Annotated in this window: 11 protein-coding genes; 7 read left to right on the forward strand and 4 right to left on the reverse strand. The window is 48.7% G+C overall.

Translation table 11 applies throughout. The features are described from left to right. Positions 1-12: 12 nt before the first annotated feature. The gene (locus tag QP938_10565; GenBank protein ID WIO73732.1) at positions 13-1,473 is read right to left on the reverse strand and encodes an aminoacyl-histidine dipeptidase; all 1,461 of its coding nucleotides are present in this window, start codon (positions 1,471-1,473) and stop codon (positions 13-15) included. 176 nt (positions 1,474-1,649) lie between these two features. Here QP938_10565 and QP938_10570 point away from each other — a divergent pair, with 176 nt between their 5' ends. From QP938_10570 to QP938_10595, 6 genes are all read left to right on the forward strand, one after another. Further along, positions 1,650-3,053 (forward strand): L-serine ammonia-lyase, encoded by a 1,404-nt coding sequence (locus QP938_10570; protein WIO73733.1) that lies wholly within the window; start codon positions 1,650-1,652, stop codon positions 3,051-3,053. A gap of 387 nt (positions 3,054-3,440) precedes the next feature. Then, entirely contained in the window at positions 3,441-5,954 is a 2,514-nt protein-coding gene (locus QP938_10575) for an ABC transporter permease (GenBank protein ID WIO73734.1), read from the forward strand. 237 nt (positions 5,955-6,191) lie between these two features. Next, positions 6,192-7,454: an efflux RND transporter periplasmic adaptor subunit gene (locus tag QP938_10580; protein WIO73735.1), complete on the forward strand. Its 1,263-nt coding sequence runs from the start codon at positions 6,192-6,194 to the stop codon at positions 7,452-7,454. 18 nt (positions 7,455-7,472) lie between these two features. Then, complete coding sequence (locus QP938_10585; GenBank protein ID WIO73736.1) at positions 7,473-8,975, forward strand: TolC family protein; 1,503 nt, start codon at positions 7,473-7,475, stop codon at positions 8,973-8,975. 3 nt (positions 8,976-8,978) lie between these two features. Further along, positions 8,979-9,674: an ABC transporter ATP-binding protein gene (locus tag QP938_10590; GenBank protein WIO73737.1), complete on the forward strand. Its 696-nt coding sequence runs from the start codon at positions 8,979-8,981 to the stop codon at positions 9,672-9,674. Positions 9,675-9,861: 187 nt separating this feature from the next. After that, positions 9,862-12,288 carry an ABC transporter permease gene (locus tag QP938_10595; GenBank protein ID WIO73738.1) on the forward strand — a complete coding sequence of 809 codons (2,427 nt, stop codon included), beginning with the start codon at positions 9,862-9,864 and terminating at the stop codon, positions 12,286-12,288. A gap of 258 nt (positions 12,289-12,546) precedes the next feature. On the opposite strand, the gene QP938_10600 is transcribed toward QP938_10595, so the two are convergent. Both QP938_10600 and QP938_10605 read right to left on the reverse strand, forming a co-directional pair. Further along, positions 12,547-13,905, reverse strand: a complete 1,359-nt coding sequence (locus tag QP938_10600) for an ATP-binding protein (GenBank protein WIO73739.1) — start codon at positions 13,903-13,905, stop codon at positions 12,547-12,549. Beyond that, positions 13,895-15,295, reverse strand: a complete 1,401-nt coding sequence (locus QP938_10605) for a sigma-54 dependent transcriptional regulator (GenBank protein WIO73740.1) — start codon at positions 15,293-15,295, stop codon at positions 13,895-13,897. The genes QP938_10600 and QP938_10605 overlap by 11 nt, the downstream gene beginning before the upstream one ends. Before the next feature lie 380 nt (positions 15,296-15,675). Between QP938_10605 and QP938_10610 the strand changes: the two genes are divergently transcribed. Then, complete coding sequence (locus QP938_10610; protein ID WIO73741.1) at positions 15,676-16,674, forward strand: DUF697 domain-containing protein; 999 nt, start codon at positions 15,676-15,678, stop codon at positions 16,672-16,674. A gap of 209 nt (positions 16,675-16,883) precedes the next feature. Here QP938_10610 and putA read toward each other — a convergent pair whose 3' ends face one another. Beyond that, positions 16,884-20,750 (reverse strand): bifunctional proline dehydrogenase/L-glutamate gamma-semialdehyde dehydrogenase PutA, encoded by a 3,867-nt coding sequence (gene putA / locus QP938_10615; protein ID WIO73742.1) that lies wholly within the window; start codon positions 20,748-20,750, stop codon positions 16,884-16,886. Positions 20,751-20,973: the final 223 nt, after the last annotated feature.

The following is a 20,973-nucleotide window of genomic DNA, read 5'->3' on the forward strand; positions in this document are numbered from 1 at the left end:
CCACCCTGAGAGTTAATTACTGGCAGGTATCGCTTCCAGTGCCGCTTTGAAGTAACGCCAGAAGTTCGCCACTGCCGGAATAAATACTTTCTCATCCGGTGAGTGAGCACCGCGAATGGTTGGGCCAAACGAGATCATATCCCAGTGGGGATAGGTCGCTCCCAAAATTCCGCACTCAAGCCCTGCGTGAATTACCGTAACTTTTGGCTCATAGCCAAACAGCTCATTGTGCTTGGCAACCATCATTTCCAACAGTGGAGTCCCCATTTTGGGGGTCCAGCCGGGATACGCACCGCCAAAATGGACATCGGCACCGGCCAACTCAAAAGCACTGGCTACCGACTGGGCAAAATCATCGCGAGCACTGTCGACAGCGCTACGGGTCAAACACTGAACATAGATAAACTGGTCATCCGAGAACACCACCGCCAGATTGTTGGATGTCTCCACCACACCAGGCAACGCACTGATCATACGAGCCGCACCACTCGGACAGGCGTACATGGCTTTGATAAATTTGTTTAGACATTCGCGAGCGATCTGTTTCTCCGGCAGCTCGGCAGCTTCCAGGGTTACGGTTAATCCGTCGTCGACACCCAACAGTTCGGTACGGGCCAAGCTGGCAAACTCATCCACATAGGCTTTGAACGCTTCAACTTGCTCCGCTGGCACGGTAATACCGGTAAACGCTTCACGCGGAATGGCATTGCGCAGTGTGCCGCCATTGAACTGATAAACACCAACTCCAAAACGCTCGACCGCCTCACTCAACAGGCGATTGGTCAGCTTGTTGGCGTTGCCGCGACCGTCATTGATATTCAGGCCACTGTGACCACCCACAAGTCCGCCCACGTTCATTTCAAACGCGACAGAACCAGTGTCTACTGGCTCGCTCTGGAATGGTAATTTGATATTTACATCAACCCCACCGGCACAGCCGACAAACAATTCACCCTCGTCCTCAGAATCCAGGTTGAGGAGAATCTTGCCCTCCAACCAGCCCGGCTCTAACCCTTGGGCGCCGGTCATTCCAGCCTCTTCGTCAATGGTAAACAGCGCCTCCAATGGGCCGTGTGGAATATCTGTAGATTCCAGCATCGCCAGCATAGCCGCGCAGCCAATGCCGTTATCCGCGCCCAAGGTGGTTCCCTCGGCAGTAACCCACTCTCCATCCACATACGCCTTGATCGGGTCGGTGGCAAAATTATGGCTGGAACTGGCGTTCTTCTGTGGCACCATGTCGAGGTGGCTTTGCAGAATCACTCCAACGCGGTCTTCCATACCCGCTGTCGCTGGTTTGGAGATAATCACATTGCCCACGTTATCGACTTTGCTCTCCAGCCCTCTTGCCTTGGCAACGCCAAGCACATAATCCACCACTGCCTGTTCCTGCTTGGAAGGGTGGGGGCGATTGCACAATTCCTGGAAGTGCTTCCAGAGTACGGCGGGCTGAAGTTCAACGAGCTGGGTCAAAATGGACTCCTTTGGTATTCAATAGAGTGAAGAAGCCGCATAGGATACGGCGAAAGGGATAATCATGAAAGCCGGGTTAATGACCGTTCAATATAAGACCCCGTTAGTTGCGGAATGCCCGCACACTCAGGATAATCGCGCCCTACACTTATAAAGACCCTATAGAGATTTGCAGTATGGCACTCAGCGTATTTGACCTTTTCAAGATTGGCATTGGCCCCTCCAGCTCCCACACCGTCGGTCCGATGCGGGCTGCCCTGGAGTTTGCCCAGGAACTGAAAGCCTCGGGCGCACTGGCCAATACCGCTCGTATCAAAGCCGAACTGTACGGTTCCCTGGGTGCTACCGGCAAAGGTCACGGTTCTCCCAAGGCGGTGGTACTGGGGCTTCAAGGTGAATCACCGGAAACAGTCGACGTTGCTACCATACGCGATCGCATGACCCAGCTGGAAGCCGAAAAGCAGTTACTGGTACTGGGTGAACACAACCTGAAATTTGACCGTGATACCGACCTGATCCTGCACCGCCGCAAAAGCCTGCCCTACCACCCCAACGGCATGCTGTTTACGGCGTTCGACGCTCAGGGTGAAGAGATCTCTAAAAAAGCCTATTACTCAGTTGGTGGCGGCTTTGTAGTGGATGAAAAAACTGCGTCCAACGACAACCCGATTGTTGAGGATGCCACCAAACTCCCTTACCCCTTCAAAACCGGTAACGAGCTTTTGGAGCTGTGTAAAAAGCACAATATGTCTATCAGCCAGATTATGTGGGAGAACGAAAAATCCTGGCGCCCTGAGGCAGAGACTCGAGCACAGCTGCTGAAAATCTGGGAGGTTATGCGCGAGTGTGTGGACAATGGCATCAAAAATGAGGGAGTACTGCCAGGCGGACTGAATGTACCCCGCCGTGCTCCTCAACTGTACCAAAAGTTGATGCAACGCCCAGAGTCGGCACTATCAGACCCGCTCAGTGTACTGGACTGGGTGAGCCTCTACGCCCTGGCAGTGAATGAAGAGAACGCCGCCGGTGGGCGGGTGGTGACTTCACCGACTAACGGAGCGGCGGGCATCATCCCGGCGGTAATGCACTACTATGATCGCTTTACTCCCGGCGCTAATGAAGACGGCATCATTGAAATGCTGCTGACTGCCGCCGCAATTGGCATCCTGTATAAACTCAACGCATCTATTTCCGGAGCGGAAGTAGGTTGCCAGGGCGAAGTCGGGTCAGCCTGCTCCATGGCAGCCGGTGCGCTGGCCGAAGTTCTGGGTGGTACACCCGCCCAGGTAGAAAACGCTGCAGAGATCGGCATGGAACACAATCTTGGCCTGACTTGCGACCCAGTGGGCGGATTGGTTCAGGTGCCCTGTATCGAGCGTAACGCAATGGCAGCCATCAAGGCCATCAGCGCAGCCCGTATGGCACTGCGCGGTGATGGAGAGCACTTTGTCTCTCTTGATAAAGTCATTAAAACCATGCGGGATACGGGCCTGGAGATGCACTCCAAGTACAAAGAGACCTCCCGTGGTGGATTGGCGGTTAACGTTGTTGAGGTACCTGTAAATATCATCGAGTGCTGAATCAGAGCGTTTTCCTGCTATTGCAAATTATTGTAAAGCCGGTTCATTAACCGGCTTTTTTTATATTACTCTCCAGCTGGTAGTTGAAATGCCATAGTAGTGTCAACAGGCTCTAATTAGATAACAGAATAAAGATCCCGGCACTCCTGACAGGCAAATAAACAAGTGCGTTAGGGTGGGGAGCAAGGCATATGCCTGATTACCGATTACCACATGGACAGTCATTACATCTTTTGATTCAACCGGACACCAGTAGCTGTTCGCAACATCTAAGTGCAAACTGCTCGCACCCTCTCCAACAGAGAATCCTCTCAGGATTTTTTCTCACAAAGAAAAAAATTAACAGCACGCTTTTCAACCAGCACACATACATCGAGCCCTAAAGCCATGTTTCAGAGTTATTTTTTGACTGCATTCCGCAACCTGATCAAGCACCCACTGAATAATGCCATCAATATTTTCGGGTTGTCGCTTGGACTCGCTTGCTGTGTAACACTATTGATATTTATCACCTATCAGTTGAGCTTTGATAAGCAATTTCAAGATATTGACAGAGTTTATATTCTTCAAACTACCATAGAGTTTGGCAACGGAAACGAGCGAACCAGCTCAACTATCGATAAAGAGAAGTACGAACAAATTAAAAATGCCCTTCCAGGACTCGAGCTGATCACCAGTTTGTCACGGGGAAATATAACTATCCAACGGGAGCTGGAGTTTGAAGAAACACTCCACTACACCGACAACACATTCTTTAATATTTTTAATCTACGATTTTTAGAAGGCTCTCCTGTCGGCGCTTTGGACAAGCCCAACTCTGTCATCCTGACTCGCAGTAAGGCTCAAAAATATTTTGGAAAACAGCCCGCTCTTGGAAAACAGCTTCCTGTATCAGACGGTTTACTCACAGTTACAGGCGTTATTGAGGACATTCCCGAAAACAGCCACCTGAAGAGCAACGATATAGGCATACTCGCTGCACTTTCTGGAAAGCCCGAACCAAGAAATGCCAATCAATTCTGGAACCGAAGCTCTCTGACAACTTATGTAAAAATGAGGCAGGAAATCTCTCTTGATGACATGAATCGACGACTGGCCAACGCCACCCCTGAACAGGTGAGAGAAGAGGCTGATCGGAATGCAGAGCAGTCTCCACGCCGCAGAGATTTTGCCAATATGAAGCAAACTCTCAGCGCCATCAAAGTACGCAACTCTCATTTACAAAATGTAAATATCAGTGAGCGGTCAATTCGGCGAGGGCAAACCGGATCTGGAGATCTTTTTCAAAATTGGTACTTCATATATATAGCTGGAGGCCTTGCACTTGCCGTTCTGGTGATTTCCTGTGTGAACTTTATCAACCTTACAACAGCCCGCTTCACTCAGCGAAATCGTGAAATTGGTTTGCGCAAGGTACTCGGGGCAGGCCGCAATAATATTTTTGTACAGTTTATCTGTGAAACTTTTGTCCTTACCTTTTTAGCGGTTATCGTTGCATTTTTTCTGTCTCTTGCCAGCCTGCCATGGTTTGAGGCTCTTGTACAAATAGATCTGTCCAATACCTCTTATGCCAGCCTGGAATTTTTTGCAGGGTTAGTGGGTTTGATTGCCTTTACAACAATTTTGGCAGGCTTCTATCCATCCATGGTACTTTCTCGTGTAAAACCTGCAGCAGCACTGTCTTCAGGTGGCTCCTCCAATAATAAAAACCGACTTCGAAAAATCCTGACCATTGTACAATTCGGGTTTTCGATATTACTCGCCACAACTTGTATCACGCTCTACTATCAGGTCAATCACCTGAAAAACCTGGACCTGGGCTTTGAGCTGGATAACATTTCTATCGTACCAGCCCAGAGCTGGGGCCGCGGACGAAATCAGGAGGAAAGTAATAACAAGCGGGACATTTTGACCAAGGAACTTCTGGCAAACCAAGCCATTCACTCAGTATCCACTCCTGCGTTGTCATTTGGGGCTCAAACGGAATATCAATTTGAAGATCGCGACCCGGTTGCCCTTAACATGGTGGTCGCCGATTATCAGTTTTTTGACCATTACCAGGTTGACATGCTGTCTGGCAAATCGTTTTCAAGTCGGGATAAATCATATGCGGTAACAGTTCCACCGTGGGGGGGAGCCCCTCAAACCAGTGGCGGTGTCATATTGACGCTTAGCGGTATGGATAAACTTGGTCTTGGTAACAGCAAAGAGTTAATTGGCAAAAAGCTGGTCATGCAAAATGATCAAGGTGAGCCAAGCGGTATTGAACTTGAAATTCTTGGTGTCGCCAACGCATTCCCCAAAGTATTGGAGGACTCTCAAATCCCCCTGACTGCAGACTACATAGTATTATCCGAAAGTCCCCTGGGGATGATGAGCGTTAGAATTCGGGACGGCCAATGGGCCACTGGCAAGGAACACATTCAAAGTGTTATTGAGAAGGTTTTACCCAATCAGGCAAACCGGATCATGTATCCGAAACAGCTGCTGGACGGTCTATTCACCACTATGGAAAGAGCGCTTTACAGCGTCGGTTTATTTGCTGTTATTGCAATTGTAATTGCCATATTAGGTCTTTATGCGATGTCCAGCTTTGTCGTTGAACGCCGCACACGGGAAATCGGAATTCGCAAAGTACTTGGCTCTTCCATACCAAAGGTTACCCTGTTATTGCTTTGGGATTTCAGTAAACCGGTACTGATAGCTCTGGCGTTTGCCGCTCCCGTAGCCTATTTGGGCGCCAATCAGATTATTCAGCACATTGCCGCACGAATTCCGCTGGAATTTATTACCTTTGGGGTTGTCCCCTTTATGATGATGGCAATCTCACTACTGACTGTAAGCAGCCACACATTGAAAGCGGCACTAATAGATCCTGTTGTCGCATTGAGGTATGAGTAAGTGCATATCAGTGAAGATGTAATAACAGAGAGTAGGGTACATCCTCACTTGGGGGTATTTAATATGGACAGGAATGTTCGAAAACGTACAGTCTGAACAATTGAAGAACGGCACCAGAAATATAACCTGCTGTTCTAAAAGGATTTTTTAATTGGCACGACATGTGCTTATAAAAAAGCAAAAGTTAAACCAAAAGTTAAACCAACCCTGGCACAGCATTAATACAGGAGAAAGAGAATGGGAATGGATCGCGCCATCAAAAAGAAACGCTGGACAGCCAAAAGAATTATATTGCTGTCGGTAGCTGCCGGCGGTCTGGGATGGCTGATTTGGGCGACGGCCAGTGTCAGCGGCAAAAGCACATACCGCATGGAGCGCGACTACGCCGCAATTGCCACCGTTCAGAAAGGTGAATTTCGGGACTATATTGCCCTGCGCGGCACAGTAGAGCCCTATCGATCCATGCCAATCAATATTTCTCAAGGTGGTACCGTCGACGAAATCTACTCCGAAGTCGGCGATTTTGTTAAAGCCAATGACCCACTGGTGAAATTCCACGACCCCAACTTTGAATTAGGGGTGTTGGATAAAGCAGGAACCATTTCCGAACAAATCAACCGCAGTAGTGAAACCAGGCTGCAGTTGGAAAAATCACTGCGCGATCTCAGAACACAGCTGAACGATACCGCATATCGAATCGAAACCAGGCAGAGAGAGCTGAGCCGCAAACAGGCCCTTCTGGAAAAGCAGCTGATCAGCAAAGACCAGATTGAAAACCTTGAATTTGAGCTGAAGCATGATATCGAGCAACACAAGCGCCTCTCTGATGACCTGACAAGAGAAGAAAAGGCTTTTCCACAAAAAATCAAACAGCTCAACGAAAGTGATGAACGAGCTCAGAAACACCTGGAAATTGTCGAAGCCAGTATGGACAACCTGGTAACTCGCGCCCCGATTAGCGGGCAAATAGTTGAAATGGAAATCGAGCTGGGTGAACAAAAAGGAAATGGCGTGCTGGGCCGAATTGATGATGTCAGTAAGTTCATTGTGGTTGCTGATGTTGACGAATATTACCTGAACAGGGTGAAAACCGGTCAAACAGCAATTTTTGAGTTGGGCAACAAAGAGCTCACGGCCACAGTGAACAAGGTTTACCCACAAATTAAAAGCGGGCGCTTTGAAATCAATCTGGAACTGCCTGAATCGGAAGAAGTGGTCAATCAGTTACGTCGTGGTTTGAGCTTGCAATTACAACTGGAACTGGGCGCGGCAAACCAATCACTATTGCTGGCCAATGGCAGCTTCATCAACGATACCGGTGGTAACTGGGCCTTTGTACTTAATGAAAACGGAGATATCGCCATCAAAAGGGATATTCGCCTGGGACGAAAAAACAATGACTCCATCGAGGTTCAGGGGGGACTGAGAGAAGGTGAACAGGTCATTATTTCAAGTTATGCAGGACTTGAAGACTTCGACGAAATTATTCTGACGAACTGATGGTAAGGGAATACGAACATGAAAATTAAACTACTCAGTATCGCCACCGCCCTTGCAATCAGTGCCAACAGCCATGGCGAATCACTGGCTGACATCTATGAGCTGGCTCTGGCTAATGACCCGACTTACCAGCAAGCCGTAGTGGAATATAAAATTGGTCAACGCAGCAACTACAAAGCCTGGGCAAATTTTTTGCCGAAATTGAATATTGACCCTTCCGGCTCATATTCTGAAGGAACTGGAGCAACCTTTCGAAGTAAAAGAGGGGATGATGATTGGGTTACCAACGAAGGAAAAGAAACAGAGAGTAAATCAGCCAGTATTGGCAGACTCACCTTCAATCTTGGCATCAACGACTGGTTCACTTTTCAAAACAGCTTGATGAATGACGATGAGGCAAAATATCGATTTGCCCAAGCTCAGCAGAATTTAATTATCAGCGTTACCAATAAGTACTTTTCTGTACTAAAGGCGTATGATCAATTAAGGATAGCCCAGAAAAGCCAGGAATTAAGCAGGATCAATCTGGAATTGGCACAGACCCAACTGGACCAGGGCCTGAATACCATTACTGACCTCCATAGTGCCAAAGCCGACTTTTACAGCAAACAAATCTCCACTCAAGACGCACAGGTTGCCTTTGATCAGGCATTTGAAGCGCTCAGTTTACTGACGGGTAAAGCTCACTATGAGCTGGAAGGGTTTGAAGAAAAAATCCCCAGCCCCGCGCCTTCACCCTCTGATCCGGAAAGTTGGATCAATGAAGCCATGAGCAGCAATTACAATTTAAAGCTGGATGCAATTACGCGGGAAAAGGCCAGAAATACTCGACAAGCAGATAAGCTATTTTACTTACCTAGAGTCAATATGAGCTGGGGCGGACAAAGTTACAATAGCACTCCGGGCACCTCCAGCATTGAGAAAATCCCAGTTACTGATGAAAATGGCGACGTGGTATTAATCGAACAACAAATCACCAGCCCTTCTCAACGCAACCTTAGGAGAGGAGGTGAATCTCTTACAGTCAATCTGAATATTCCCCTGTTCGGAGACAATGGCCTCAGCTGGATACAGCGTAAGGAAAACGCCGAACGCGAGCAGATTGCCCAGGAAAACTTCATCAAGTCACGTCGCCAAACCGAGTTTGATATACGCAGTAATTTCCTCAGCATCCTCAGCCAGCAGAAACGGCTTGAATTACAGGAAATGCAGCTGGAACAGTCACAACTGGCTTACGAAAAAACATTGATCGAGTACGAGCATGGCAGTAAGAGCATGGTGGACCTGTTACAACAGCAAACCAACCTGATGCAAAGTGAAAAAAGTAACAGCGATACTCGCTTCCAGTACATCGAACAGCTGCTCAGGCTAAAACAGGATGCCGGCAAATTAACGCCAGCTGACATTTATGAGATTGATAGCTGGCTGAGTGAAGATGCAGAAATTATTGCCACTCAGCGCACCTTTGAAGCTGCAGCCTCTCAAATTGAATCCATAACGACTAATACCACAAAGGAATGACCCATGTTAAAGCTGACTAATCTGGTAAAACGCTTTACCACCGACGAAGTGGAAACCTCCGCCCTCAATGGTATCAACCTGACAATCAAGGAAGGCGAGTTTGTCGCCGTAATGGGCCCTTCAGGTTGTGGTAAGTCCACACTGCTTAACATTGTCGGCATGCTCGACACCCCCGACGATGGCAGCTATGTCTTCAATGGTGAAGAGATCGCCCACTACAATGAAAACCAGCGCGCCAATCTTCGCAAAAACAACCTCGGGTTTATCTTCCAGAGCTTCAACCTGATTGATGAGCTGACCGTTGCCGAAAACGTAGACCTGGCCCTGCTCTATCAGGGCGTTCCCGCCAAAGAGCGCAAACAGCGCGTTACCGAAGTGCTGGAAAAAATGAACATCGCCCACCGCGCCAAGCACTTTCCGCAGCAATTGTCAGGTGGTCAACAGCAGCGCGTTGCCATCGCCCGGGCACTGGTTGGCAAGCCCAAGCTGATCCTCGCCGATGAACCGACCGGTAACCTGGACAGCAAACACGGCCAGGAGGTGATGAACATGATCACTGAACTAAACAACAACGGCACCACCGTACTGATGGTGACCCACTCGGAAGAACACGCACAATACGCACACCGGATTGTTCGTATGCTTGATGGTCAGATTTTAAGTGAGTCAGAAGACCAGAAGCAGACCGCACTGGCCTGATAATGGCATTGCCCGCCAGTAATTTTTCACCAACACTGGCGGGCAATATCTTATCTTCAGGACATTCGGACGCCTTCACACCATACTGACTCAAACCGCAACAGCATAAAACCTATATAAAGCGCCCATCTACCTCATAGTGGATTGGGTACGTCTACCCCAAAAAAATACAGAGGAGGACACTCAGATGTTCAAAAGCTACCTGATTACCTCACTTCGCAACCTAAGCCGTCATCCGGCTTACTCATTTATAAATATTTTCGGACTGTCACTGGGTATCGCCAGCTGTATGGTACTGGCTGCGTTGATTTTGAAGATGGGCAGTACGAACCGGAGCCTTGAAGGTGCAGACTACATTTATGAATTACAAACAGAACAACTTATAGACCGCGGTTGGGTACCGCAGCCTATCCATAAAACGCACCTCTCTCTACTCACCGCCAATATTCCAGAGCTGTCAGATGCTGCCTCTGTCGAAGTAACACCTTTTTCTATTCAACAAAACGAGGCCACCATCAACCTGAATGCTTATACGGCTGAAACCAACTTTTTCAATATATTTCCTATCAATATGATTCAAGGAAAGAAGGAAGGTGTACTCGAAGCCCCTGGACATGCAGTTATTTCGGAGAGCTCAGCCAAAAAGCTCTATGGCGACCAGTCGCCAGTCGGTAAAGTATTACAGCTAAACAAACAGTCATCCGTTGTTATCAACGGTGTTTATCAGGATTACCCAACCGACAACTTTCTCACAAATTGCCATCTGATTACCAGCAAGGATTCTGTACAAAAAAGTACAGAACAAATATTTTCCCCTGAACGTGCCTTTCTGAAACTCATTGACCGGCAGCACTTAAGCCAGATTCGACACCAGCTCAGTCTCTACAAGCTGCCCGAAGCGAATATACACCATATCAAGGATCAAAGAGTAACTCTTGAACCCATCATTACACCCTACCGAAAACTGTTTTCCACTGCCAACATCAAAGGAAAAGCGCAACTAACCTATACTCTTGCAGCGGCCGCCTTATGCTTTATTGTCCTATTTGCCTCCTGTATCAACTTTATCAATCTGACAACCGCTCGCTTATCACAGCGACAACTGGAAGTTGGTATACGACGCTCTTTTGGCGCACGCCAAAGCCACCTGCTTAGACAGTTTTTTGTGGAAACCCTGACGCTGGTATTAATCAGCTCAATCCTATCAATAACAATTCTGATACTGGGGGCTACCTGGGTTGAACATCTAATTGGCGAACAGATCCCTCTTGAACACCTCTTACGGATAGACACACTGATTGCCTATGCCATTATCATAGTTTCGGTGACCCTCTTGGCAGGTACCTACCCTGGCATCCAGATATCGCGATTAAAGCCTATTGAGTCACTCTCTAGAAGACTTTCTGGAGCAGGCAAAGGTATGCTTCGAAAGCTTCTGGTGTGCATTCAGTTTATCTCTGCCACCATTTTATTAACACTGTGCCTGATTGTTCAGTTTCAAGTGAATATATTTAAACAGATTAACAATGGCATAGAGTTAGACAACATCGCCACCCTTTATCCCGGCACAACAGAAACCACCTCTTTGCAACAAGAGATCTCCAAGCTGCCTTTTATTACGTCTGTCACCAACCCAATCCAGGAAATATTTCCCCCCAGCTTATCACTGGAAAACGCCAAATTTGACCAGAAAATCATTCATGATAGGTTGGTAATTAGTGGAGTATCAACCGGCTATGACAGTCATTTTGGGATAGGACTAATAGCTGGCGAACACTTCTCACCTCATAAGCACCATTTTGTGGAAGACATAAGCAACATTTTCAAGCAGTTGCCACTTTATGATTACTCAGGCAAGCATATACCGGTTATTATAACCCTTGCCGGCCTTGAGCTATTGGGTTATAGCACAGATAGTAAAAATCTGGAGTCTCTGATTAATCAGGAAATTACTCTTTCTGATAACAAGACTACCTTTGAGATCATTGGTATTGCTGATGCTTACCCTGAGTTCATAACAAATGATTTACCCATTATCAGTAGCAGAATCCCTCATTTCTTACTCTTCCACAAGCCAAACCATGTGTTAAGTATCAAGTACCACAACTTAACTTTTACAGAACTCACAAAACAGCTCCAGCCTTTAGTGAACTCATTCACTGGAAATTTGCTTGCTTCCTTCAGAAAGGAAAAGGAAGAGCATGATAAATCTTTTCAAAGAATGTCTAACCTGATTTGGAAAATTGGCAGTTTTGCAATTCTCGCAATTACCATTTCCCTGATGGGAATCTACGGCCTGTCATTATTCACCATTGAGCGTCGAACCAAAGAGATTGGCATTCGTAAAACACTTGGCGCCTCCAATGGCCAACTGAGCTGGCTACTGATCATTGACTCCTGCAAACCACTGGTAGTCGCACTGGCCATTGCGAGTCCTCTAAGCTTTATCGCTGGCAATTTATTGGCTAACTACTTTAAAGAAATCCCACCCATCTGGCTGTTTAGCCTGGTAGTTGTACCAGCAATCTTGCTTTCGCTCTCGGTGATTTTCATCTTGTCACATACACTCCAAGCTTCACGTGCCAACCCGATACTGGCGCTTAACAAGGAGTAACCCAAGAACTGACACACAGAGATCGCTGCTCAAAACCAGCCATATTTCCAAGGCTTATCAACTGCTATTTGAGTAGCGATCTGAAGGGATTTCTTCTGGAACTTCTACCTCGGTCATTGAAAACCAAGAGCAATAGAGCCGTAAGTGCTCATAGCGCTCTCGAACCTGAAACAAACTGTAATCACCAAGCTATCTTCGGCTTCGGCTTCGGCTTCGGCTTCGGCATCACAGGCATGACTGAAACCTTGCCGCTCTCAATCAAGAACCACACACCAAACTTATAATTACGGCAGTTCCTGCGCCTTCATTGGAATTAATAGATACTGTTCCACCGTGTGCAAGCACAATCTGTCTGACCAGACTCAACCCCACACCACTGCCTTTATTCTTGGTGGTGAAAAAGGGAATCCATACTTTCATTGCGTCTGACTCGGCGATTCCTCGGCCATTGTCTCTAACTGTTATTTTTACCTCATCCAAAGATCCACGAGCTGCCTTAATCACAATGAGAGCGCCATCAATCCCCAGAACCGCATCTTTGGCATTGAGTAGAAGATTAATTAATGCCTGGTTAATCATTTGCTCATCAATCTGAACATCTGGAAGATCATCGACAATTAACTCCAATTGAATGCTGTGCTCGCTGAAGTCTGGCCGCATCAAATGAACAACCTGCTCTAATAAAACACCTAAATTTACTGCATTCAACGAAGGTTCCGGAAGCCGAGCTACATCCCGATAACGCTCAACAAATTCAAGCAAACCATCACTTCTACGAGCAACAGTTTCCACCGCCGAAGCCATTTCTTCCATCAACTCCGCGTCCGGCTCGACTTCACCATCTGCCAGAGAGCGTAACATCCCACTGGCACTGTGACTCAATGAGGTGATAGGTGTTATGGAGTTCATAATTTCGTGGGACAGAACCCGTGCCAAATCCTGCCAGGCTTGCACCTCCTGACGGTCCAACTCAGTACGAATATTTTGCAGGCTAACAATTTTTTGAACGCTTTTACCTGCGATAAAGCGACTAACAGAGACCATCAAATGGAGGGTTTCATTACCAAGATTCACCTGAATAACCTTCCTGCCACCGGATCTCGCATTGACAATAAAATCAGCAAGTTCGTGTGAAATTTTCGACAGTGAATTGAGTTGCCTTAAACCACTAACTCCTAATAACTGACGGGCTTTATTATTGGCCAGCACAACGTCTCCATTAGATTCATACACCACAACGGCAACGGGAACCTGCTGAATGATCGTTTGCGAAAACTGTGCCATCTCCTCACGGGATAGTCGGGTTCGCCGAAACAGATCCATCACTTCTTCTAGAGATTGACCCAAACTGGCAAAGCTTTTTCCTAATTTTAAAAAGTGAAAACTCTGCGAGAAATCATCGTATTTAATCGACTGAAAGAAACGCTCCAACTCCCGATTGGTCTTTTCGACGTAGTAAATCAGCTTCCATACCTGGACTACTACAAAGCCGGCAGCAACCACAGCTAAAAAGATCATTTTTGGCTGCATCCAAAAAAAATAAGTAGTGATAAAACAACTAACAAGCAATAGAGCTACTCGGCTGATTACCTTGAGTCGGAAATGGTCAAAGCTCATACTTTTCCATCCTTCTATAGAGCGATGCCCGGGTAATACCAAGATCTTTTGCCGCCTTGCTGATATTGCCCTGACGATTTTTCAGGGCAGCTTTTATGACAGAGCACTCCACTTCTTCCAAATTACAACTGGTAACCGGAGTCTCGGCTTGTTTCTCCGCAATTGGCATAATCGAAAAGGCCTGTGCGTCGATCACATCCCCTTCATTTAAAATAATCGCCCTCTCAATAGCATGCCTCAACTCCCGCACATTTCCCCGCCATGGATTGCGCTGTAATTGACTCATAGCTGCAGCTGAAAGCTCCATTTCTGGCTTATGATATTTACGTTTAAAATACTCCAGAAAATGATTAGCCAGCACTGATATATCCTCTTTTCTCTCGCGAAGAGGTGGTAATCGCAACTCTACTGTATTGATACGAAACAATAGATCCTGCCGGAATTTGACTTCGTTATGGATTTCTTCCATGGGCATATTGGTCGCAGACAGCAACCTCACATCAATCTTGATGTATTGGTTGCCACCAACAGGCATTACCTTGCGTTGCTCAAGAGCAGTTAATAGCTTGCTTTGTAAATGCAGAGGCAAGTTACCGATCTCGTCCAGAAAAAGGGTTCCACCATTAGCCGCCTGAAGACGTCCAACACGATCTTTATCAGCGCCGGTAAAAGCCCCCTTTTTATGGCCAAACAATTCACTCTCAAACAGGTTTTCGGGAACTGCCCCCAGGTCAATGCTTACAAAGACTTCATCACTGCGTCTCGAGAGGCGATGAATCTCTCGAGCAATCATTTCTTTACCCGTTCCATTCTCACCGGTTATCAACACATTGGCATCCGTTGGCGCGACACGCTGCACCACTTTTAGCACTTCTGTAAATGTCGAAGATTCCCCGAGCAAGCTGCTTTCATTACCACCATCAATAGATGTCGCTGTATTGACCGCTTTCAGTTGCTCCACTTTCTGCCGTGACATATACAGCTGCGCAGCAGTACCCAAAGTCGCCAATACCTTTTCGTTATGCCAAGGCTTTAATACAAAATCGGTAGCACCTAGTTTGATCGCCTTGACTGCTGTATCGACATCCCCGAAAGCGGTCATCATCACTATCACGGTATCTGGCTGCTGCAAAAGAATTTGCTGAAGCCAATGAAACCCTTCAGAACCATCATTCACCGCCGAGTGAAAGTTCATATCCAGCAGCACCAAGCCAAATTCACCCTCAGTCAAGTTATGGGCAATCCGGCTCGGATCATCAATTGTTACTACCTGCTTGAAGTGAGACCGAAGCAACAACCTTGCCGCTGCTAGAATATCCCGGTCATCGTCAACGACCAGTATTGAAAGATTTTCTGTTGCGTTCTTATTTTCCCGATATCCGTGACTCATAGTCTTCCCACTCTTACTTTGGCCAGCAAAGTGTACGGATTCGCACACAGAGTGTCCGATATCGTACACAGCCAGCTATATTCAGAACAGCCCCTTTATGACATCTGAGATTCGGGGGCTAGAATATGCTGGAGGTTGTCATGGCTTTACCCCAGCAAGTTGCATGCCTAAGAATTGGATCTTCCTGAGATCAGGTAATAGCTCCAGACTACTGTGCCTGAGAGATATGCACCTGGCTGAAAATCCGGGCAGGTAGTATTCTGATTGTAATTTTCATAAGCTAGAAAGTTCTGTTAGCCATCTGTAAAACCTGGGCAATAATTTTGAGATCTGGGTTACTCTATGCTCCATACCTTCCAATAATTGGGAAAATCACAACCATGAAAAGCCCACTGAAAAAGTTGCTCACCTTAATCACCGTCTTTTTAGCAACGGCTTTAATTGTGGTGGTGATCAACCAGACTCTGCAATTGGCGGAATTTGCTGAGCGAGTGAGTCCAACCTTGGGATTGGTTGTGTTTTGGGGGCTATTGGCAATTTACGCGGCCTGCCTGATTACACCACTTTGGATCTATTTTTCGCTGCCACCTGCGCTGAAGCCACCCGTCTCTGAGGAAGACCCTCAGTTTGAAAAGCACTTGAACCAGTTGCGCAAACGATTGGCACGCAACCCCCGGTCAATTGGCTTGCCGCTGAATAATCGCGACCAGATTGAGTTCGCACTGACGAAACTGGATGAGCAGGCACTGGATGCGACCAGGGCAACGGCGGGTAAGGTTTTCCTGTCTACCGCCATTTCCCAGAACGGCTCCCTGGACGCATTGATTGTGCTGGCTGTGCAATCAAGGTTGGTTTTGGATATTGCCCGGATCTATCACCAGCGCCCTTCATTGCGTGAACTAGCCCAGCTTTATGCCAATGTAGCCGCTACAGCCTTTATTGCCCGCGAACTGGATGAGGCTGATCTATCGGAGCAGGTCCAGCCGGTATTGAGCAGCGTGCTAGGTTCAGCCGCTGGTGCGGTTCCGGGGCTTCAGGTGGCCAGTACGCTTCTGGTAAGTTCCGTCGCCAGCGGCGCAGCAAATGCTTTTTTAAGTTTGCGAGTTGGCATTATCGCTCAGCAATACTGCCGCGCTTATACCCGCCCTGAGCGCGCTACCATGCGCAAATCCGCTACCGTTCGCGCCCTTGCCATGCTGGGTTCGATAGTCGCCCGAGGATCGGGCAATGTCTCCAGTGCGATTGTCAGGGCATCGACTCGCGGTGTAACCGGAGCGGTAACGGATATGGGGAACAGGGTGAAAGAAACCAGCAAGGCCATGACGGACAAGATGACTTTTTGGAAAAAGAAAGGCGAAACGCCGAGTATTGATGAGTAATAAAAATGGCGCGGAAATCCGCGCCATTTTTATTTGCCAACATCAGATTAGCAGGAATCCTTAATTTGAATGGATCCCCGCTTTCGCGGGGATGAACTCTAAAAACAAGCTAGATAGTTGTCATCCTGAGTGCAACGAAGGATCTCTTACTTAATCAGACAAGAGATCCTTCACTTCGCTCAGGATGACAGTGCTGAGAGTGAAGGAGGTTAAGCCGCTTCGCCTTCACCAAGGTTCAGCAGCAGAGCATTACCACCGGTCGCCACAATGTTCACGGTTTTGGTTTTTTCCACTGCAAAGCGCACCAGATAGTTCGGGCCCCCGGCCTCCACCACCATTGGTGCAATGGCGCCGCCGCGATCTACCATATCCAGCTGCATTTGCAGGGCATTCTCTACCGGACCGCTCCAGGCGATACCGGCGGTGCGGAAGTCGGCAGTCATCATTTTGCCAACCAGCTTGCCCGGTACAAAGTGCACCAGCTCAGTCGGAATACCGGCATCCAGCATGGCCTTAATCATTTCCGCTGCAAGCAGAGCGTTGTCATCGGCTGGTTTGGCGATAACCGCATTACCCGCTGCCAGAGCTGCAGCCACCTGCTGAACAAAGTTGGAAACACTCGTACCATTGGCAACAGCGCAGTAGAATACGCCGCGACCCTGCAAGCTCAGTTCGTTAGTTTCACCAGTCGGTCCCGGCAGAATGATCGGGTTCTGGAATTTCTCACGCGCCTGCTGAGCGTAGTAGCGGCAAACGGATGCAGAAGCCTGCTGGTCCGGCATGCGCTCTTCAATCAGCTCAGCCGCTTTTTCCAGCAACATGGCGCGAATATTCCCTTTAGCCAAGTCCCACTTGAGCTGCTTCTTGCTGGCCATATCAACGGCGGTAGCAATCTGTTCAACACCTACCTGGGCAACCTCTTCACCGCCGATAATGGCATTGGCCACTGGCAGCTTGTCACCACTGGACTGTACCTGCTTTTCAGGCAGCGCTGGTTTGATCTCGGTAATTTTCTCAACCGCAAAACGGGTCATGTAGTTAGGGCCACCGGCTTTGGGGCCCGTACCAGAGAGTCCCTGACCACCGAACGGGTTGACGCCCACAACGGCACCAACCATGTTGCGGTTAATGTAGTTGTTACCCACACGGGTCATTTTCACAACGTCATCGGCAAAGCCTTCGATACGGCTGTGAACACCAAGGGTCAAACCAAAACCTGTGCCATTGATGTCGGCAATTACCTGTTTGAAGTTGGCTTTGTTAAAGCGAATCACATGCAGTACCGGACCGAATACTTCACCCGGCAGCTGGTTGATTGAACGCAGTTCAAACAAATGTGGGGCCACAAAGGTGCCCTTTTCAGCCGCCTCTGGAAGTTCGCAAGCGTAATGCAGTTGCGCTTCTTTCTTCATGTTCTCGACATGCTGCAGCAGGCCCATCTGGGCGCTGGCATCGATCACCGGGCCAACGTCGGTTGACAGCTCCCATGGGTTTCCAATGGTCAGCTCTTTCATGGCGCCTTTGAGCATTTCGATCACGCTGCCGGCAATCTCGTCCTGTACAAACATCACTCGCAACGCAGAGCAGCGCTGACCGGCACTGAGAAACGCCGAGCGAATTGCATCGTCCACTACCTGCTCCGGAAGTGAAGAGGAGTCGACAATCATGCAGTTCTGGCCGCCGGTTTCGGCGATAAACGCAGGCACTTCACCACCGCGCTCCACCAGCGTCTTCTGGATCCCCAGCGCCACCTCGGTAGAACCGGTAAAGGCAACACCCTTAACCCGTGAGTCAGTATTAAGGATTGGCCCCAATACACTGCCGCGACCAGGCACAAAGTTAAGTACATCGCCAGGCACACCGGCTTCGTGCAGAATCTTGATACCTTCAGACGCAATGATCGGAGTGGTGTCAGCAGGTTTGGCAATTACCGAGTTACCGGATGCCAGCGCTGCAGATACCTGACCAATGAAAATCGCCAGCGGGAAGTTCCACGGGCTGATGCAGAAGAACACACCACGGCCGTGCAAGCTGTGCTCGGCCACTTCACCCATTGGTCCGGTTACGGTCTCTGCACCGGAGAAGCGATTGCGTGCCTGCAGAGCGTAATAGCGCAGGAAGTCTACTGCTTCGCGCACTTCGGCGATGCCGTCGTTAAGGGTACGACCAGCCTCGTAGGAGATCACCCCCATCAGGTGCTCCATGCGCGATTCCATGATATTTGCCGCACGCTCCAGAATTTCGGCGCGAGCTTCACCGCCCAAGGCATCCCAGGCAGGCTGTGCGTTGTGAGCCAACTCCAGTGCCTTGCTCACCTCTTCCGAGGTAGCTTTACGACAGGTACCCACCACAACACTGGTATCTGTAGGGCGAACTACCGGCTGACCTTCAGCGACATTCTCCACACCGCCAATAATCGGACCGGTTTCCCAACTCTCATTGGCCAACGGTTGAACCACATCGAGAAGCTTTTTAATTGCATTCTGGTTGGCCAGGTCGATACCGTGGGTATCCGGGCGCATTTCACCGGCGTGACGGAACAGATCTACCGGCAGCGGAATGGCACTATGGCGGCGTGTTTCTTTCGCTTCCACATCGCCACGCACATCGGTAATCACCTGTTCAACCGGACACTTGTTATCCATAAAGCGGTTTACGAACGAGCTGTTGGCACCGTTTTCCAACAGGCGGCGTACCAGGTAAGGCAGCAGATCTTTGTGGGCACCCACCGGCGCATAAACGCGAACCGCGCTGTGGCTTTCACCTTTGGCCAGCTGCATGTGCAGCAAGTCGCCCATGCCGTGCAGGCGCTGGAATTCAAAGTTTTTGCCTTTCGCCAGTTCCAGAATCAGTGCCGCCGAGTGGGCATTGTGGGTCGCGAACTGCGGGTAGATTACGTCCTGGGCATCTAGCAGTTTGGCGGCGCAGACCTCATAACTGAGGTCAGTATTGGCCTTACGGGTGTAGACAGGATAATCCTTGTACCCCTCTTCCTGGGCAAACTTGATTTCGGTATCCCAGTAGGCACCTTTCACCAGACGCACCATCAGTTTGCGACCGGCATCACGAGCCAGCTCGGCCAACCATTGGGCTACGAAAGGCGCGCGTTTGCCGTAGGCTTGCAAAACGAAGCCAAGGCCGTCCCAATCCAGCAATTCCGGATCGCGGGCCAGGCTTTCAAAGATATCGAGGGAGATGTCGAGGCGATCCGCTTCTTCGGCGTCGATACTGAAACCGAGACCGAATTTTTTCGCTTCCAGCGCCAGCTCACGAATACGCGGCACCATTTCGTCAAACACGCGTTTCTCTTGCACGTACTGATAACGTGGGTGCAGGGCGGAGAATTTAACCGAGATACCGTTGGCTTCGATAACGTTATCTTGGGTTTCCTGGGCACCGATTTCACGAATGGCACGCATATAAGCCTGGAAGTAACGGTCGGCATCCTTCATGGTGCGAGCACCCTCACCCAGCATATCGAATGAGAAACGAGTGCCTGGAGTATTTTCCTTGCGGCCGCGCTTGATCGCCTCCTGAATATCGCGACCCAGTACGTATTGCTGGCCCATGATTTTCATGGCCTGACGTACCGCCGCGCGAACCACTGGCTCGCTGACACGGTTTACCAGCTTTTTCAGCCAATGGTCGGTGTTTTCGGTAATTTCAGACTCCAGGGAAACAACCTGGCCAGTCAGCATCAGTCCCCAAGTGGAGGCATTCACAAACAGCGAGCCGGATTTGCCAGCGCGCTCTTTCCAATTGCCCGAAAGGATTTTCTCGGCAATCAGGTCATCGGCGGTTTCGGCATCGGGCACCCGCAACAGTGACTCTGCCAAGCACATCAGGGCTACACCTTCCTTACTGGACAAGCTGAACTCCTGCATAAACACATCCAGCGTACCGGCTTTATCGGAATCACCACGACAGCCTTGTACCAGCTCGCGCCCCTTGGCAACAATGTGCTCACGCTGAGCTTGATCAAGAGCGGACTCTGACAGCAGACGCTCAACACAGGCAGCTTCATCGGCGTGGGTGTGTTCACGGATAAGACCGCGCAGTTCGTTCAACTTGGACATATTCGTACCTCGAAAAGGAGAGATAACCATAGTCAAACCTCTGGCTCTCGGCATGGCCAACAGAGATATGACTAGTATTGTAAAAGCGGAATTATCCAACACATGAACAATAATTATTCCATTGAATAATTATCAGACAGTTTTTTTCATTAAGGAAAAACCAATAATAACTAATAATATTTCGCAAACATTTCCGGTGTTACGCGCATAAAAAAACGCCCCT

Source organism: Porticoccaceae bacterium LTM1 (assembly GCA_030252795.1).
Lineage (GTDB): Bacteria > Pseudomonadota > Gammaproteobacteria > Pseudomonadales > Porticoccaceae > SCSIO-12696.

Excerpts from the sequence above, each read along its gene's own strand:
- QP938_10570 (WIO73733.1), top strand. The coding sequence starts at position 1,650 with ATGGCACTCAGCGTATTTGACCTTTTCAAGATTGGCATTGGCCCCTCC.
- QP938_10575 (WIO73734.1), top strand. The coding sequence starts at position 3,441 with ATGTTTCAGAGTTATTTTTTGACTGCATTCCGCAACCTGATCAAGCAC.
- QP938_10580 (WIO73735.1), top strand. The coding sequence starts at position 6,192 with ATGGGAATGGATCGCGCCATCAAAAAGAAACGCTGGACAGCCAAAAGA.
- QP938_10585 (WIO73736.1), top strand. The coding sequence starts at position 7,473 with ATGAAAATTAAACTACTCAGTATCGCCACCGCCCTTGCAATCAGTGCC.
- QP938_10590 (WIO73737.1), top strand. The coding sequence starts at position 8,979 with ATGTTAAAGCTGACTAATCTGGTAAAACGCTTTACCACCGACGAAGTG.
- QP938_10595 (WIO73738.1), top strand. The coding sequence starts at position 9,862 with ATGTTCAAAAGCTACCTGATTACCTCACTTCGCAACCTAAGCCGTCAT.
- QP938_10600 (WIO73739.1), bottom strand. The coding sequence starts at position 13,905 with ATGAGCTTTGACCATTTCCGACTCAAGGTAATCAGCCGAGTAGCTCTA.
- QP938_10605 (WIO73740.1), bottom strand. The coding sequence starts at position 15,295 with ATGAGTCACGGATATCGGGAAAATAAGAACGCAACAGAAAATCTTTCA.
- QP938_10610 (WIO73741.1), top strand. The coding sequence starts at position 15,676 with ATGAAAAGCCCACTGAAAAAGTTGCTCACCTTAATCACCGTCTTTTTA.
- putA (WIO73742.1), bottom strand. The coding sequence starts at position 20,750 with ATGTCCAAGTTGAACGAACTGCGCGGTCTTATCCGTGAACACACCCAC.